General features: G+C 69.5%; 18 protein-coding genes and 1 tRNA gene. 12 read left to right on the top strand and 7 right to left on the bottom strand.

What is annotated here, in order from left to right; all coding sequences use genetic code 11:
- Positions 1-65: 65 nt before the first annotated feature.
- On the bottom strand, positions 66-1,001 hold the full coding sequence (locus ABD951_RS06145) for an IclR family transcriptional regulator (RefSeq protein WP_345342881.1): 936 nt from the start codon (positions 999-1,001) through the stop codon (positions 66-68).
- Positions 1,002-1,092: 91 nt separating this feature from the next.
- Here ABD951_RS06145 and ABD951_RS06140 point away from each other — a divergent pair, with 91 nt between their 5' ends.
- From ABD951_RS06140 to ABD951_RS06130, 3 genes are read left to right on the top strand one after another with little or no spacing between them, the layout of a single operon-like run.
- Positions 1,093-2,277 (top strand): hypothetical protein, encoded by a 1,185-nt coding sequence (locus ABD951_RS06140; protein ID WP_345342879.1) that lies wholly within the window; start codon positions 1,093-1,095, stop codon positions 2,275-2,277.
- Positions 2,278-2,313: 36 nt separating this feature from the next.
- Positions 2,314-3,096 carry an SDR family oxidoreductase gene (locus ABD951_RS06135; protein WP_345342878.1) on the top strand — a complete coding sequence of 261 codons (783 nt, stop codon included), beginning with the start codon at positions 2,314-2,316 and terminating at the stop codon, positions 3,094-3,096.
- Positions 3,097-3,131: 35 nt separating this feature from the next.
- Positions 3,132-4,268: a sulfotransferase family protein gene (locus tag ABD951_RS06130; RefSeq protein ID WP_345342876.1), complete on the top strand. Its 1,137-nt coding sequence runs from the start codon at positions 3,132-3,134 to the stop codon at positions 4,266-4,268.
- A gap of 170 nt (positions 4,269-4,438) precedes the next feature.
- Here the strand turns inward: ABD951_RS06130 and ABD951_RS06125 are convergent, their stop codons facing one another.
- Positions 4,439-4,789 (bottom strand): rhodanese-like domain-containing protein, encoded by a 351-nt coding sequence (locus tag ABD951_RS06125; RefSeq protein WP_345342875.1) that lies wholly within the window; start codon positions 4,787-4,789, stop codon positions 4,439-4,441.
- A gap of 110 nt (positions 4,790-4,899) precedes the next feature.
- On the opposite strand from ABD951_RS06125, the gene ABD951_RS06120 reads away from it, so the two are divergent.
- The gene (locus ABD951_RS06120; RefSeq protein ID WP_345342874.1) at positions 4,900-5,385 is read left to right on the top strand and encodes a MarR family winged helix-turn-helix transcriptional regulator; all 486 of its coding nucleotides are present in this window, start codon (positions 4,900-4,902) and stop codon (positions 5,383-5,385) included.
- Positions 5,386-5,428: 43 nt separating this feature from the next.
- Here ABD951_RS06120 and ABD951_RS06115 read toward each other — a convergent pair whose 3' ends face one another.
- Positions 5,429-5,968, bottom strand: coding sequence for an arsenate reductase/protein-tyrosine-phosphatase family protein (locus ABD951_RS06115; protein ID WP_345342873.1), 540 nt, complete (start codon positions 5,966-5,968; stop codon positions 5,429-5,431).
- 247 nt (positions 5,969-6,215) lie between these two features.
- On the opposite strand from ABD951_RS06115, the gene ABD951_RS06110 reads away from it, so the two are divergent.
- Positions 6,216-6,635, top strand: a complete 420-nt coding sequence (locus tag ABD951_RS06110; protein ID WP_345342872.1) for a Zn-ribbon domain-containing OB-fold protein — start codon at positions 6,216-6,218, stop codon at positions 6,633-6,635.
- Between the two features lie 23 nt (positions 6,636-6,658).
- Positions 6,659-6,964 (top strand): hypothetical protein, encoded by a 306-nt coding sequence (locus ABD951_RS06105; RefSeq protein WP_345342871.1) that lies wholly within the window; start codon positions 6,659-6,661, stop codon positions 6,962-6,964.
- A gap of 3 nt (positions 6,965-6,967) precedes the next feature.
- Here ABD951_RS06105 and ABD951_RS06100 read toward each other — a convergent pair whose 3' ends face one another.
- Together ABD951_RS06100 and ABD951_RS06095 are read right to left on the bottom strand one after the other, a co-directional pair.
- Positions 6,968-7,804, bottom strand: a complete 837-nt coding sequence (locus ABD951_RS06100; protein WP_345342870.1) for an alpha/beta fold hydrolase — start codon at positions 7,802-7,804, stop codon at positions 6,968-6,970.
- Positions 7,805-7,823: 19 nt separating this feature from the next.
- On the bottom strand, positions 7,824-9,611 hold the full coding sequence (locus ABD951_RS06095; RefSeq protein ID WP_345342869.1) for an N-acyl-D-amino-acid deacylase family protein: 1,788 nt from the start codon (positions 9,609-9,611) through the stop codon (positions 7,824-7,826).
- A 180-nt stretch (positions 9,612-9,791) separates the two neighbouring features.
- On the opposite strand from ABD951_RS06095, the gene ABD951_RS06090 reads away from it, so the two are divergent.
- Together ABD951_RS06090 and bfr are read left to right on the top strand one after the other, a co-directional pair.
- The gene (locus ABD951_RS06090) at positions 9,792-9,995 is read left to right on the top strand and encodes a (2Fe-2S)-binding protein (RefSeq protein ID WP_345342868.1); all 204 of its coding nucleotides are present in this window, start codon (positions 9,792-9,794) and stop codon (positions 9,993-9,995) included.
- 90 nt (positions 9,996-10,085) lie between these two features.
- The gene (gene bfr / locus ABD951_RS06085; RefSeq protein WP_345342867.1) at positions 10,086-10,571 is read left to right on the top strand and encodes a bacterioferritin; all 486 of its coding nucleotides are present in this window, start codon (positions 10,086-10,088) and stop codon (positions 10,569-10,571) included.
- Positions 10,572-10,629: 58 nt separating this feature from the next.
- On the opposite strand, the gene ABD951_RS06080 is transcribed toward bfr, so the two are convergent.
- Positions 10,630-10,700 (bottom strand) — tRNA-Cys (locus ABD951_RS06080).
- Positions 10,701-10,896: 196 nt separating this feature from the next.
- Between ABD951_RS06080 and ABD951_RS06075 the strand changes: the two genes are divergently transcribed.
- Genes ABD951_RS06075 through ABD951_RS06065 form a run of 3 tightly spaced genes read left to right on the top strand, consistent with a single transcriptional unit; the run spans position 10,897 to position 14,228 of the window.
- Positions 10,897-11,805, top strand: coding sequence for a polyphosphate polymerase domain-containing protein (locus tag ABD951_RS06075; protein ID WP_345342866.1), 909 nt, complete (start codon positions 10,897-10,899; stop codon positions 11,803-11,805).
- Positions 11,806-11,853: 48 nt separating this feature from the next.
- Entirely contained in the window at positions 11,854-12,531 is a 678-nt protein-coding gene (locus ABD951_RS06070) for a DUF4956 domain-containing protein (protein WP_345342865.1), read from the top strand.
- Complete coding sequence (locus ABD951_RS06065; protein ID WP_345342864.1) at positions 12,531-14,228, top strand: CotH kinase family protein; 1,698 nt, start codon at positions 12,531-12,533, stop codon at positions 14,226-14,228. The genes ABD951_RS06070 and ABD951_RS06065 overlap by 1 nt, the downstream gene beginning before the upstream one ends.
- 58 nt (positions 14,229-14,286) lie before the next feature.
- Here ABD951_RS06065 and ABD951_RS06060 read toward each other — a convergent pair whose 3' ends face one another.
- Complete coding sequence (locus ABD951_RS06060; protein WP_345342863.1) at positions 14,287-15,477, bottom strand: MFS transporter; 1,191 nt, start codon at positions 15,475-15,477, stop codon at positions 14,287-14,289.
- Between the two features lie 109 nt (positions 15,478-15,586).
- Here ABD951_RS06060 and ABD951_RS06055 point away from each other — a divergent pair, with 109 nt between their 5' ends.
- Complete coding sequence (locus ABD951_RS06055; protein WP_345342862.1) at positions 15,587-16,426, top strand: SDR family NAD(P)-dependent oxidoreductase; 840 nt, start codon at positions 15,587-15,589, stop codon at positions 16,424-16,426.
- The last annotated feature ends 21 nt before the right edge of the window (positions 16,427-16,447 follow it).

Below are 16,447 nucleotides of genomic sequence, written 5' to 3'. Positions count from 1 at the left end.
TCGGTACATTTTTGTACCGATGCGGTTCGATAATGCGCGGTCTGGGCCCGACTGTAGAACGTGTGTCAGTACCGGTCAACGCCCGACCGCACCGGCGCCACTCCCCCCAGCTCGGCGGTCACCGCGTCCGCCGCGACCGCCAGCGCCCGGCCCCGGCGTTCGATCTCCACGCCGCTGATCGAACCGCCGACGTCGAGGGTCAGCACCAGGGCCTGCCTGCCGTCCGCGTCGTAGCTGGGGGCGGCGATCAGGCTCACCGGATACTCGACGTCCGCGGAGATCTCGCCGCCCACGTACACCCGCTCGCCGAGACTCGACACCATCTCGCCGACCAGCTCCCGCAGTTCGGCGGGCAGGTCGCGCCCGGCGACGCCGGCCATGAGGGAGAACAACCGGCGGCCGTTCGGGGTGAGCCGCTCGACGAGATATCCCCGCTCGCGACAGTCGTCGACGACCCGGCGGAGCAGGCCCTGGTCGAGGACCACCGGAAACGCCGGATCGCGCCGCAGCCACCGCGCGAACTCGTCGTCGTGACTCCAGAGCACGTACATCAGCCCGACCGGCGGCGCGAACGGGTACACCTGCCCCACCCTGGCGGCGGCCCGGCCCGACTGGACGCCCGGCGGGGTGGCGACCTCGAGGATCATCACCTGGTCCCCCACCACCGCGGACGCGGTGCACACCGCGCCGAACGCGGCCGCGAGCGCCGACAGGTGCGGCCGCACGATCGGACCGACCGCGAACCCCCGCTGCGCCGCCCGGCCGGCCGCGATCAGGGCGGGCCCGAGCCCGTACGTCTTCGTCTCCACGTCCCGGGTGAGGTACCCCCCGGAGACGAGCGCGGTCAGGATCCCGAGACACGTCGGCTTGCTGATGTCCAGGGTGCGGGCCAGTTCGGAGAGCCCGAACCGGCGCTCGGGCCGGGCGACGAGGTGGTCGAGCACCTGGATCACCCGGTCGGTCGGGGGCGATCGACGCCCGGTGTCCGGATCGGCAGCCATTGACCACTCCTTGAAACACGTTCTATGGTCGGGGACACAATTCCCTACCACTTGGGTACATATTTGTACCACCTGAACGCGAGGAGCGGGAGTGCTGACAGATCCACTGGCCGAAGCGATCGCCGAAGCCGAGAAGCTCGTCGCGGCCGCGCCGCACATCCGGTCCGAGCAGGACCTGCTCGAGGGCTACCAGTACCTGGCCGGCGGCATCCTGGCCTGCGTCCACGCGGCCTGGGCGACGGAGAAGACGCACCCGACGTTCATCCAGGGCACCGGGCCGTACACGAAGATGGGCCTGGACAACCCGGACACCCTGTACTGGGGCGCCCGTGTCAACGACGACGCCGAGTACGTCGTCACCGGTACCCGCGGCACCACCTGCGACCTGAGCTTCCAGGTGCTCAGCGGCAACTACACCGACTCCAACGTCCCCGGCAGCGAGTCCGCCTTCGACGACCGCGCGATCGACATCGAGCCGGACGGCACCTTCGAGCTCCGCTTCGGCCCCGCCGGTGGGGCGTGGGCCGAGAACGCGGCCGGCAAGCGCAACCACTTCGTCCTCGCCCCCGGCGCGTCCCAGCTGGTGGTCCGCGAGGTGTACAGCGACTGGTCCCAGCGGCGCGGCACGATCCGGATCGAACGGGTCGACCGGATGGGTGTCCCGTACGACGCCCTGACCCCCGAGGAGACCGCCAAGCGCTTCACCCGGGCGGGCAAGGCACTGGTCGGCCGGGTCAAGACGTGGCTGCAGTTCCCGGAGTGGTTCTATCTGAAGCTGCCGGTGAACACGATGACCGAGCCGCGGCTGACGCCCGGCGGCCTGGCCACCCAGTACTCCTCGGTCGGGCACTACGAACTCGCCGACGACCAGGCGATGATCATCACCGTCCCGAAGTCCGACGCGCCGTACCAGGGTTTCCAGCTCGGCAGCATGTGGTACATCTCGCTGGACTACACCGGACACCAGACGTCGCTGAACAACACCCAGGCCCAGGTGGATCCGGACGGCATGATCCGCATGGTCGTCTCGCCGCGCAATCCCGGCGTGACCAACTGGATCGAGACGGTCGGCCACCCGCGCGGAATCCTGCAGTTCCGCTGGCAGCGCACCGATCGGGAGTTCACCCCCGCCGACGGCCCGACCGTCGAGGTGGTCGGCATCGACGAGGTCGCGGCGGCACTGCCGTTCCACGAACACAACAAGATCACCCCGGAGGACTGGACCGCCCGTATCGCCGAGCGCCAGGCCGCCGTCGCCAACCGGATGCTCGGCTGAGCCCGAGGCTCGGCCACAACACAGCGAGGAACCCACGTGACCAATCTGTTGCAGGACAAGATCGTCGTGATCTCCGGGGTCGGACCGGCGCTCGGCCGCACCCTGGCGTTGCGCTGTGCGGAAGCCGGCGCCGACCTGGTGCTGGCCGCCCGCACCCAGTCCCGGCTCGACGAGGTCGCCAAGGAGGTCGCCGACCTCGGCCGCCGCGCGGTGACCGTGTCCACCGACATCACCGACCAGGCCTCCGCCGAGAACCTGGTCACCGCCACCGTGGACGCGTACGGTCGCGCCGATGCGCTGATCAACAACGCCTTCTCGGTGCCGTCGATGAAGCCGTTGGCGCGCACCGACTTCCAGCACATGCGCGACTCCCTCGAACTCACGGTGTTCGGCGCACTGCGGCTGACCCAGCTGTTCACCCCGGCACTCGAGGCCTCGAAGGGCGCGGTCGTGAACGTGAACTCGATGGTGCTGCGCCACTCCCAGGAGCGCTACGGCAGCTACAAGATGGCCAAGTCGGCCCTGCTGTCCATCTCGCAGTCACTGGCAACGGAGCTCGGCCCCAAGGGAATCCGGATCAACTCGGTGGCACCGGGCTACATCTGGGGCGACACCCTGCAGCGGTACTTCGCGCACCAGGCGAACAAGTACGGCACCACGGTCGAACAGATCTACGACGCGACCGCCGCCGGGACCGATCTGAAGCGACTGCCGACCACCGACGAGGTCTCCGACGCCGTGATCTTCCTGGCCTCCCCGATGGCCAGCGGCATCACCGGTCAGTGCCTGGACGTGAACTGCGGCGAGTTCCACCACTAGGACGCGACCGAAGACGACACAGGAAGACAACGAGAATGACTGAACGCACCACGGTCGGCACGGTCGAGGACCTGCACGCCTCGGCCACCCGGATGACCGGACTGTCCGACTTCGGCGTCGACGACTACACCGAGGCGCTCGGCGTGCTGCTGGATTCGTACGCCCGCGACGAGAGCCTGACCCCCTTCGGCAGCAAGATCTCCCGGGTGTTCCTGCGCGGTGCCCTGGTCGCGCGGCTGCTGTCCGAGGCGGCCTGGCGGCAGCATCCCGAGCACGCGGAGGTGACGATCGAACGGCCGATCTTCGTCACCGGCCTGCCGCGCACCGGGACCACCGCGCTGCACCGGCTGCTCACGGTCGACCCCGGCCACCAGGGCCTGGAGATGTGGTTGACCGAGATGCCGCAGCCCCGGCCGCCGCGCGAGACGTGGGAGTCGAACCCGGTGTTCCAGGGCATCGAGGCCCAGTTCAGCAAGCACCACGTCGAGCACCCCGAATTCATGGGCGTGCACTACATGTCGGCGGGCGAGGTCGAGGAGTGCTGGCAGCTGCTGCGCCAGACCTTCAAGTCGGTGTCCTACGAGTGCCTGGCGAACCTGCCGACCTACTCGAAGTGGCTGCAGACCCAGGACTGGACGAACGCGTACGCCCGACACAAGAAGAACCTGCAGCTGATCGGCCTGCCGGACCAGGACCGGCGGTGGGTGCTCAAGAACCCGAGCCACCTGTTCGCGCTCGATGAGCTGATGGCGGTGTACCCGGACGCCCTGATCATCCAGACGCATCGCCCGCCGACCACGATCATCCCGTCGGTGTGCAGTCTCGCCGAGCAGGCCACCGAGGGCTGGTCCAACACCTTCCGCGGCGAGGTGATCGGGCGCAGCCAGCTCGAGCTGTGGGCGCGCGGGCTCGAGCAGTTCACGGCGGACCGGGCGAAGTACGACCCGGCGCAGTTCGTCGACGTCGACTACCAGGACTTCGTCGCCGACCCGCTGGGCACCGTCGAGGGAATCTACGGCACCTTCGGCATCCCGCTGACCGCGCAGGCCCAGCAGGCCATGGAGGCGATGCACGAGGAGAGCCGGTCCGGCGCTCGCAAACCGGCGCACAAGTACACCCTCGAGGAGTTCGGGCTCAGCGCCGCCGAGGTCGAGGAGCGCTTCGGCCGGTGACCCGCGGGGCCGGCCGGTCCGGATTCCGGTCGGGCGTCGACCGGCCCGCCCGGCCGGCCTCGCACAGCGCCTGGGTCGGCCCGAGCATCGCCCCGGCGCAGGCGCTCCCCACCCGGCACGCCGGCCCGGCGCCGGGCGTCGCATGACGGGCGGGGGCACCTGGCGGCCGGTCACCCGGTGACGGGCTCCCGGGTGCCGGCCCCGTCGATCGGCAGGCCGGCGGACTCCCAGTCCGCGATGCCCTCCCGGTACTTGCGCACATTCGAGTACCCGAGCGCGCGGAGCCGGCCCGCCACGTTCTCGCTGTTGCGGCAGGAGATGTTCGCGCAGTAGGTCACGATGGCCGCGTCGCGGTCCGGAAGCACCTGCGGCGCCATCGATTCCACGTCGGCCTCGACGAGATTCAGCGCGCCGCGGATGTGTGCCCGGTCGTAGTGCTCGGCGGGGAGCGTGTCGAGGAGAACCACGGAGTGGTCGGGGAGCGCGGCGGCCAGTTCGTCGCGCGTGATCAGTTCGGTCATCGTGTCACCTTCCATGCGATCGCTCCGCACTTATGTGCGTGCGTACACACATTGAATAGGAAGGTGCGTACGCACGCAACCGGTCTGCCGGATCCGGCTAGACTGCCGCGGTGGCAGCGACACGGAATTCCAGTCGACGTGACCTGGAGACGAGCGCGTGGGGCGCGCTCCTGCAGGTCCACGCGCGACTCGTGCCCGAGCTCGACGCCGATCTGCAACGCACGACGGGGTTGCCGCTGGCCTGGTACGACGTGCTGCTCGAACTGGCGGGAGCCGGCGACACCCCGCTGCGCATGAGCGACCTCGGGGAGCGGGTGGTGCTCAGCCGCACCCGCGTCAGCCGCCTGGTCGCCGAGATGGAGACCCACGGGCTCGTGCAGCGGGGCGCGAACCCCGATGATCGCCGCTCCGCGTTCGTGACGATCACGGACGCGGGCCTGCGGCGCTACCGCGAGGCCGCGCCGGTCTACCTCGGCGGAATCGCGGAGCGCTTCGCGGAACGGCTGACCGACGAGCAGCTGCGGACGGTCACGGCCGCGCTGCACACGGTGCTCGCGCCGGCGGACGACAGCCGCGAAGGGTCCCGGAAGGCCTGACGCGGCCGGTGACCCGCGGGGCCCGTCCGCTCCCGGGTTCCGGTCAGGCGTCGACCGGACCCGGCCCGCCGGCCTCGCACAGCGCCGGGATCAGCACGAGCAACGCCTCGGCGATCTGCTCGCCGACCCGCTCGAACGCGCCCGCGCCGAGCCCGACCGGATCGCTGATCGACTCGTCGTGGATCGCGACCCGGTCGCGGTGCGCGTGCAGGTCGTCCACGGTTCGCGCCTTGGTGAGCCACACGGTGCGGCGCGCCTCGAGCAGTGTGAAGGTCCGGCGCCCCGACCCCGGTACCAGCTGCACCACCTCGTCGCGCAGTTGCTCGGTCATCGCGAGGACGAGGTCCGCACGATCGACCGTCTCGGGCCGCAGCCTGCGGGCCGCGAATCCGGACGGGTCGGCACCGAGACCGCGGAGCACCTCGGCGGCCACCGGTTCGATCGGGAATCCGACGAGCGCCCGGGTGCCCGCGCTCTCCGCGGTCAGGCCCGTCAGACCGTGCTCCGCCGCGATGGCGACCGCGAGCCGCTCGGCCATTGCCGAGCGGCACACGTTGCCTTTGCAGAGGAACAAGACGTGCATGGCGGGGACTCTAGCCACGACGCACGCGACCCAGAGGCCCGCGACCAGCGCTTTCGCCGGTGAATCACCGACTGTTCACCGATCCGCCGGACGGGGTTCGCCGTCCGGACTCCGCCGGGCCACCTCCCGATCCCAGCTGGACGACCGCCTCGGACATGAAACCGGGCGACGTCACCCGGTTCGAGAAACAGGTAGGTACCCGGGTAGTTCTGCGGTGGTCCCGAGACCCGATCCCAACGAGAGTGTGATGCACGTCACCAGCCCGCTCCTCGTCGAGGTCCCGATGCATCAGAACACGCCCCACCCCACCCCCGCCGCGCCCGGCCCGGACCCCCTCGGGTCACCGGCACTGCTGATCAACCGGTGTGCGAGCTGCGCCACGAGCTGCGCGCCGCTGACCGCGATCTGTCCCGTGTGCCACGGCACCGAACTCGCCGCGGTGCCGTCCACCGGAACGGGAGCGATCGTGTCGTGGAAGGCCACACCCGGCCCGCAGGCGGACACCGACCCCGCCGTCACCGCGATCGTCGAACTCGACGACGGCCCCCGGCTCTACACGTGGATCGAGGGCGAGATCCCGGCGCGGGCGTCCCACCCCGTGCGCGTCGAGTTCCGGCCGACGCCCCGCGGCCACCGGTTCCCCGTGTTCGCCGTTCGGGCGAGCTGACCGTCGTGAGATCAGGAGCACCCGTGAGTACCGACCACCACTACAACCGTGAGCGGATTCGAGTGTTGCTGCGACAGTGCGACTACCTCGACCGCGCCAAGGCCGTCAGCCCCCACGGCAAATGGGTGATCGGTTTCGCGATCAAATGGGCACCGTTCGGCGGTGCGAGCGCGTCCGAACTGCTCGAGACGTTCGGCGTCACGCCCACCCGATTCCGGCAACTGCTGCACGAATCCCTCGATCCCCGAGGAGCCGCCGACCACCGCATCCGGGCACTGATGAGCGAGCTGAGCGACGCCCTGATGGGGGCGTGGACGCGCCCCGCCTGACCCCTACCCCAGGTGCGGGACGAGCAGGTCCACGAGCCGCTGCGGCGCCTCGTCGGGGATCCAGTGGCTCACCCCGGCGAGCACCTCGAACCGGTACGGGCCGTCGACGTACCGCCCGGTGAGTTCGGCGGCCGTGCGGCCGAGCGCGATGTCGCCGTCGCTCCACACGTACAGCGTCGGCACCGTGATCCGCTCCGCGGGCCGCCAGAACGGGGTGAACGGAATCGCGCGATACCAGTTCAGCCCACCCCGGGCCCGGGAGCGCTCGCGCATCGGCGCGAGATCGCGGTCGGCGACCTCCCGGGTCATGCCGCCGCGCAGGAAGGCGCGGCGCGCCCGGGTTTCGTCCCCGAACAGCCGCTCCGGCGCCATCGGGAGCTGGAAGACGAGCATGTACCAGGACAGCAGCGCCTGACGGCTGGTCAGCAGGGAGCGGGCGAACGCGGTGGGGTGCGGGACCGAGACCGCGGTCAGGGTGCGCACCAGGTCGGGCCGGCGACCCGCGACCCACCACGCCGCGGCCGCGCCCCAGTCGTGGCCGACCAGATGCACGGGCCCGACCCCCGCCTGCGCGATCAGCGCGACCACGTCGTCGGTCAGTTCCGTGGACCGGTAGGCCCATCGCGACCGCGGCCGCGCACCCGGGGACGCACCGCGCAGGTCGGGTGACAGGGTGCGGAACCCGCGGGCGTGCAACAGCGACGCGACGGCATCCCAGGACCGCGAGTCCTGCGGGAAGCCGTGCAGCAGCACGACCGGCGCCCCGTCGAGCGGACCCTCGTCGCGCACGTCGAACACCAACCCGTCGCGGGTGAACGTGGTGAGCCGCCTCGCTGCCATCGGTGTACCCGCCCCTTCGTCAGACGGTGACGTCGGTGTGCAGGGCACCCCGGGGCGCCCGCTGCCCGGCACGCAGGAACCGGCCGGTCTTCTCCACACCGTACCCCGGCGCGAACCGACCGTCCCGAAACACGATTCGCCCGTTGACGAGGGTGGCGACTGCGGCCCGGTCGTTGCGGTTCACCATTCGGCGCAGGCCGCCGTACTCGGCGACGGGCTCCTCGAACAGCGCGTCCACGGAGTCGTCGAGCCCGGCCGGGTCGATCACCACGAGATCCGCGCGGTCCCCCACGCGCAGGTGTCCGGCGTCGAGGCCGTACCAGTCCGCGAGCTCGCCGGTGAGCCGGTGCACCGCCCGCTCGACCGTCAGGAACGGCCGGCGCTGCCTCTGGGCGTCGTTGACCCGTTTCAGGAGCCGGACCGGGAAGTTGTAGAACGCCATGTTGCGCAGGTGCGCGCCGGCGTCACCGAACCCCATCTGCACCCCCGAACTGGCGGCGGGCCTGCGCGCGTACTTCGGCCGGTGGTTGGCAACGGTGGTACGCCAGCGCAGGTTCCGGCCGTACTCGACCACGAGGTCGAGGTAGGCGTCGACCGGGTGGACCCCCCGCTCGTCGCCCACCCGACCGAAGGACTTGCCGACGAGCGTCTCGTCGGGGCACTTGACGATCACCGCGTCGTGGAAGTCGCGGTGCCAGATCCGCGGGGACCACTTGTCGTCGTAGGCCTTCCGGAACCGGCGCCGGTACCCCTCGTCACGCAGCAGCTCGTTGCGCTCGACCTCGTCGCGCAGGTGCAGCGCCGCGGCGCCGGCGCCGAACTCCTCGAACACCACGAGGTCGATGCCGTCGGCGTACACGGTGAACGGCACCGGCAGGTGCTGCCAGCGGAAGTCGGTCTTCGCGAACCGGTTGAGCAGCGGCGCTGCGGTGAGCATGAAGTACACGAGCACCGGGTACGCCTTCGAGTCCGCGCCGGACAGGAGCGAGGTCTTGAGCTTGCGACGCCGGCCGATGCCCGAGCTCTCGACGAAGAACGCGGCGACGTTCGGGTGCAGGTTGATCGTCGGCGCGGACTGCAGGATCTTCCCGCGGTCGCGCAGGATCCGGTTCAGGAATCGCAGTTCGCGCCACCGCGCATACGTGGACGGCAGTGAGCGGGACCGGTATTCGTCGCCGTCGATCTTGTCGAGGGAGTTCGTCATCGAGGACAGGCCGAGCATCCCGGCGTCCAGCGCCTCGGTGAGCAACGTTCCCATGCGGTCGAGCTCGGCGGCGGACGGCGGGGCGGACCGGTCGGTGGCGCGGCCGAGCCCGAGGACGTGGGTGCGGATGTCGGAGTGGCCGATGAATCCGGCGACGTTCGGTCCGAGCGGCAGCGCGTCGAGGGCGGCGACGTACTCGGCGGGCGAGGTCCAGGTCTTCTTCTCGTCGAGGATGCGGAGCACCGCGTCGTGCGGGACGGCCTCGACGCGGCTGAACAGGTCGGCGCACTCGCGCGGGGTGGAGTACACGGTGGACAGCGAGCAGTTGCCGAGGACCACGGTGGTGACGCCGTGCCGCACCGACTCCCCGAGTCCGGGATTGGCGAGCGCCTCGGCGTCGTAGTGGGTGTGCACGTCGACGAACCCGGGCAGCACCCATTTGCCCGCCGCGTCGACGACCTCGGTGCCGGGACCGGCGGGCAGCGGCTCGGTGGTGACCTTCTCGAGGACGCCGTCGCGGATCCCGAGATTGCGACGCAGCGGTGGCGCACCCGTGCCGTCGAACCACAATCCCCCGGTGACCACCACGTCGAAGTCGGCCATGTCGCCCTCCTCACACCCAGTTATATGTGACGCGAGGTTACACACGCTGCCGCGCGGGGGTCAACGACCCGTCGGCGACTCCGTGCCGATCAAGATCAAAAATTGGGTTAGCCTACCCTTTTCAAGTCGAGGGCCGTTAGTGTAGCCTCGCCTGAGGAAGCTGGGCTGGAGGATTACGACATGTACGTCTGCGTTTGCGAGGCCACCACCGAGGACACGGTGCATCAGTGCATCTCGGCGGGTGCGCAGTCCGTCAAGCAGGTCTCGATGGGCTGCGGGGCAGGGCGCGGACGCGGGTGCGGCATGTGCCGCGACCGGATCAAGTCGATGATCGAACAGCACTTCGCCACCGTCGAATGCGAGGACCAACCGATCAGCGCATAACCGAACCCGCGCACGGATACACCGAGTGAAAGCACCCGGTGAGGGTTAGTCTGAATCCACTGTGTTCAGTCCACCCCCACCGGAGGTGTCATGCGCGGCGACGACGAGGTCATTGCTCTTCTGAACGAGCAGTTGACCAGCGAGCTCACAGCGATCAACCAGTACTTTCTCCACTCCAAGATGCAGGCCAACTGGGGTCTGACGAAGATTGCCGAGAAGACCCGCCAGGAGTCCTTCGAGGAGATGCAGCACGCCGAGCTGCTGACCGACCGGATCCTGATGCTCGAGGCCCTGCCGAACTACCAGCGCCTCCTTCCGCTGCGGATCGGCCAGACCATCCGGGAGCAGTTCACCTCGGACCTCGCCATCGAGGGGGAGGTCGTCGAGCGCCTGCGTCCCGGCATCACGATGTGCCGCGCCAAGGGCGATCACACCACCGCCGGGCTCTTCGAGAAGATCCTCGCCGAGGAGGAGGACCACGTCGACTACCTCGAAACCCAGCTCGAACTGATCGACAAGCTCGGCGAGCAGCTCTACCTCGCGCAGCTCGTCGACCAGCCACCGGCCGTGGGCTGAGGCCGACAACTCGCACGAACCCCCGAGCCCGGCAGGCGGAGACCTGCCGGGCTCGTCGAGCGGATGACGGGATTCGAACCCGTGTGAACGGCTTTGCAGGCCGGTGCCTAACCACTCAGCCACACCCGCATCGCCGTTCACGTTGCCGGACCGCGCCGGATGCGCCCAGGGTTGCGCTCGCCGTGATTCGAACCCGGGCACCGTAGGTCGACAGGCTTTACTTCTTCATTGCCAGACAATTGTCAGGATTTCACCAAGATTCCTCGAGGTTCACCACCTGTACTTGTCCTGTTCGTACACCGTCAGGGCAAGGAGCCACCGCACGATGCGCTTTCTCGATCGCTTTCGCGATCCACCCACGGAACGGCCGTCGCCGCCACCGGCTCAGGTCGCCGTCACCGGACACCAGCAGACGGCGAGCAGGCTTCACGCCTTCAATCGGTACGAGATCAAGTACTTCGTCGACGAAACACGGGTTCCGGAGCTGCGTCGTGAGCTGGCCGCCCGGATGGACGCCGACCCGTACTCGCCGCACGGCGGGTACCCGGTCACCTCTCTTTACTACGACACACCCGACCTGCGGTTCTACTGGGAGAAGATCGAGGGACTCAGGTTCCGGCGCAAGCTCCGGGTGCGCCTGTACGGGCAACCCGCCGAATGCACCGACGACACCGAGGTGCAGATCGAGATCAAGCAGCGAGTCAACCGGGTCACCCAGAAACGGCGCATCGCCCTGCCCTACGGCCTCACCCAGCGGTGGCTGGGCGGCCGCGAGGACATCGAGTGCGCACGCGCGCAGCGCCCGTTCGTCGACGAGGTGACGACGCTGGTCGGCAACCTCGACCTGCGCCCGATCGTGACCACCGGATACCTGCGCGAGGCGTTCGTCGGAACCGCGGCCGATCTGGGACTGCGGGTCACCATCGACCACCGGGTGCACGGACGCGACCGCGACTTCCACTTCGCCTCCGGGGCCCAGAACCGCTTCATCATCCCGCCGAAATTGGCGATCGTCGAACTCAAGGCGAACGAACGCGTGCCGTACTGGGCGACCGATCTCACCGCCCGGATGAACATGTCGGTGATCCGGGTCTCCAAGTACTGCCAGGCCGTGGAGGCATTCGGGATGGCGCCGCGCTCACGGATGGGATCGCCGGAGTTGCTGCTGCCGCCGGGCTTCGACGACCGCGCGCCCACCGACGTGTTCGACGTCGCGGCCCACGCCGCCGACTGACCGGGCCCGCCGCACGCAACCCCACTCCCCCAACGAAACAGGACAAGCATGAATTTCGACCTTCAGGACCTGAGCGGGACGTTCTCCACGTTCGACATCATCGTGTCGCTGGCGCTGGCGTTCGTCCTGTCGGCGATCATCGGCTGGGTCTACCGCTACACCCACAAGAACGTCTCGTACAGCCAGTCGTACGTCCAGACGCTGGTGATGGTCGGCATGATCATCTCGCTGATCATGCTCGTCGTCGGCTCCAACATCGCCCGGGCCTTCGCCCTCGTCGGCGCACTGTCCGTGGTCCGATTCCGCAACGCGATCAAGGAAACTCGTGACGTCGGGTTCATCTTCCTGGTGATGGCGATCGGCATGACGACCGGCACCCGGTTCTACCTTCTCGCGGTGGCCGCGACCGTCGCGATCTGCCTCGTGCTGCTGATCATGAACAAGTTCAACTGGTTCAAGCTGGACGTCCAGCGGCAGGTGGTCAAGGTCCAGGTGCCGCCGGAGCAGGAGTACACGGCGCTCGTCGAGGATGTTCTGATCAAGCACTGCACCGAGTTCGAACTGGTCTCGTCCGAGGCCGTCCGCGCCGGCGCGCTGCACGAGCTCTACTACACCGCACAACTGAAGAAGGGAACCAAGCCCGCCGCGCTGATCACCGCGCTGAGCGCCGTCAACGCCGGACAGCGGGTCACGGTGCTGACCGGCTACGACCAGACGGACATCTGATGGCCGCGACGGACATCACCGGGCCGCCGCCGCGGCGCCGACTGATCCACCGGGTTCCGACATCACTGCGTCAGCACTGGAAGCTGCTGGTGGTGTTCGTCGCGTTCGTGGCGATCATGGCGACCGTGTTCGGAAACGCCCGGATTCGCCCGTACATCACCGGCGACGCCACGGTGATCGCGTCGGACGTCACCGACAACGTCGCCGGAACCGTGGACCTCTTCGACGGCTCCGTCCAGCACGAGCTGTCCCTGCAGATGCCCGATGCCGAGTACCGCGACATGATCACGTCGTTCCAGAAGTCGGGCGAGAAGAAGTGGGTGACCGCCGACATCACGATCGACGGCACCGTGGTGACGGATGCGGCCGTGCGACTGAAGGGCAATTCCACCCTGATGGGCGTCCGTGGCACCGGTCCGGGCGGTGAAGGATTCCCACCGGGCGGCATGCAGCCCCCCGACGGTGTGCAGCTGCCCGACGGCATGCAGTTGCCCGAGGGGTTCGCTCCACCCGAGAACGGTCGGTTGCCGGACGGCTTCGGTGGCACGGGCGGCATGGGCGAGTTGATGTCGTCGGTGTCGGCCGACGACCCGACCTCGCTGCCGCTGCTGATCAGTTTCGACGAGAACGTCGAGGGTCGCGCCTACCAGGGCCTGACCGAGATCTCCGTGCGGCCGGGCAGTCCCGCGCTGAACGAAGCGATGGCGCTGGCACTCACCGCCGAAACCGACCAGCCGACACAGCGATTCGCGTACACGGTGTACTCGATCAACGGTGGTTCGACCGCCACCCGGCTGCTGCTCGAGCACCCGGACGACGCCTACGCCAACGCCCTGTTCGACTCCGACGGATACCTGTACAAGGCCGACGCCAACTCGCGATTCGCGTACACCGGCGACGACCAGTCGGGCTACGCCGACCAGTTCAAGCAGATCAACGCGGTGGGCGACGGCAACCTCCAGCCGATCATCAACTTCCTGAAGTGGCTGGACTCGGCTTCCGACGAGGAGTTCGACACCCGACTCGGCGCGTGGGTGGACGTCGAGTCGTTCGCCCGCTACGCCGCCACCCAGAACCTGATCGTCAACGGAGACGACATCGCCGGCCCCGGCCAGAACTACTACCTCTGGTACGACCTCGAGTCCGGGCTCCTCTCCGTCGTCTCCTGGGACCTGAACCTGGCGATGACCGGAGGCACGGCGGCCGGGCCCCGGGACTCGGTGTCGGTGGGCGGTGGCGGCCGCCCCGGCGGGGCAGTCCAGGCCGGACCGACGCAGGCCGGTGCGGGTACGACCGTCGGGCAGCCGCCGCCCACCGGCGCCACGCGACGTACCGAGCAACAGACCACGACGGCGGATGCGGCACCGGCGGCCGGCGCAGCCGCGGCGGGCGGTGTGATGCCCGGCCCGGCGGCGGACGGGAACCGAAACGCGCACGGCCGGCCCCGCGAGGGCAACACCCTGAAGACCCGGTTCCTCGGGTCGAACGCGTTCACGGATCTCTACGAGAGCGCCTACTGGGATCTCTTCGAGCAGATGTACGGCAGCGGCCGGGCCCAGGAGCTCCTCGACAGACTCGCGGAAACCGTGCCGACCAGCGACGGCCTGACCGCCGAGGACCTGCGGTCGAGCGTCGACACGATGCGCACCTGGATCGACCAGCGCACCGCCGCGCTGTCCGAGATGCGCGACGCGTGACCAGCCGACGCCCCGCCCGGCCGACCGTGGCGTTCATTCGGTCGAACGCGGCGTCCGGTCAGCGGCGGCGGACGGCGAGCACCGCGCTGAACCCCGCGGCGCAGAGCGCGAACACCACCGAGCACACGGCGAACGTGGCACTGCCGAGGGTGGCGAAGCCGAGGACGGTGGTGCCGGCGCCGGTCCCGATGTAGAGCACCGAGTTGTTCCACGACACGGCCGGGGCGCGCCGCTCCGCCATGACCGTCGTCAGGTACACCTGCGCGGTGCTGAAGAATGCGGTGCCTGCGAAGAACGACAGCACGAACCCGGCCAGACACACCTGCCACGTGTCCGCGGTCGTGGCGGCCGCCAGACCGACGGCCATCAGCAGGCCCCATCCGACGCTGAGTTCCGACACGTGCCTGCCCGCGGAACTCCACCGGTCGATCAGCGGACCGGCCAGCAACGACCCGAACAGCGACCCGATGCCGGCCACCATCCCGACCAGGCCGAGCACCCCGGTGCCGAAGCCGAACTTCGTCGCGAACAACGCTCCGGCGTACGCGTAGGTGCCCAACCGCGCGGCCTGCACGAAGAAGTTGCCGGCCATGATGGTCCGGAACACCCCGACCCGCCACAGCCCGAACGACGACCGCAACGCGGCGAGCGGACGGACCGGACCGGTGACCGCGGGCCTCGATCCGCGCAGCCGCAGCGCGATCAGGGTGCCCGCGACGACCAACCCGACCGCGACGGCACCGAAGGCGACCCGCCAGCTCAGTGCCGCTGCGGCGAATGTCGCCAGCGGCACCCCGATGATCTGGCCGCCGGCGTAGGCGGCGGACCCGCCTGCGATGGCCCGACCGCGCTCGCGGGGCGCCGCCGTCTCGGCCAGGTATGCCCACATCGCGGGGCCGACCAGTGCGCCGCCGACGCCGCCGATCGCGCGGGCCGCGAGCAACCAGCCGAGATTGGGTGCGATCGCGCACAGCACCTCCCCGGTCGCGAACACCGCGACACCGGAGAGGATCACCTTCTTGCGCGGCATGTGCTCGGTCAGCCCACCGAGCAGCGGACTCGCCAGCGCGTAGGACAGACCGAAGACCGTGACCACCCAGGCGGTCGACGCGATCGCGGTGCCGAAGTCGTCCGAGATCGTCGGCAGAAGCGGGGACGCGAGGAACAGCTCCGCACCCATCAGGAAGAAGACAGCCCGGATCAGCGCGTGCTGGGCCCAGGGTGTGCGGGGTTCGGTCACAGTGTTCATTACCTCCGCGAATGGAAGCTACCGGGCGTCCGATCGGACCCGCACCCGGCTCCCGCTGACGGGGAAGTCCCCCTTCCGGAGGGCTCCGCCGGTGCCTACCGTCGCGGGCGTGACTGCACTCGATCCACGAGACCTCCACGGGCAGACCGCCGTCGTGACCGGCGCGGCGTCCGGAATCGGTGCCGCCGTCGCTCGGCGGGCCGCGGCTCTCGGCATGCGCGTCGTCCTCGCCGACCGGGACGAGTCCGCGCTGCAGCGGACCGCCGAGGAACTGCGGGACACCGGCGCGACGGTCCTGCCGGTCGTCTGCGACGTCCGCGACGCCGACGCCGTCGAGCGGCTGGCGGTCACCGCGGTCGACGAGTTCGGCCCGGTCCGGCTGCTCGTCGGCAATGCCGGGATCGAGAGCACCGGCCGGTTGTGGGAGATCGCGCCCGACCGGTTCGAGCGGGTCTTCGGTGTCAACGTGGCCGGAGTCTTCCACGGGATCGGTGCGTTCGTCCCGCACATGCTCGACACGGCGGTACCCGGCCAGGAGGCGATCGTGGTGACGGTCGCCTCGATCGGGTCGGTGACGACGATGCCGGCGCAGGGCGCGTACGTCTCGAGCAAGCATGCGGCGCTGGCCCTCACGGAATGCCTGGCGCTCGAACTCGCGCAGGCGCAGGCCCCGATCCGGGTGGCGGCGTTCCTGCCCGGACCGGTGGACACCGGGATCTACACCAGCGCCGACGCGGACGGCGTGGCGGGTGACGCACTGCGCGAACGGATGCGGGACGTGCTCGCCGATCGCGGCGTCACCCCCGACCAGGCGGCCGAGGCCCTGTTCGCCGGGCTCGCCGCCGGCGACTTCTGGATCTTCACCGACGAGACCCGCGCGGCGGAGCTGCTGCGCGCACGCGCCGACCGGCTGCAGGCGGCGGTGTCCCCGGTGCGGACTCTCGGATAGCGGTCCGCCACGGGAAGTGGT

Origin of the sequence: Rhodococcus olei (genome assembly GCF_039540555.1) — a bacterium.
Lineage (GTDB): Bacteria > Actinomycetota > Actinomycetes > Mycobacteriales > Mycobacteriaceae > Rhodococcus_G > Rhodococcus_G olei.
This window is presented reverse-complemented; position numbering and strand designations above follow the sequence as displayed.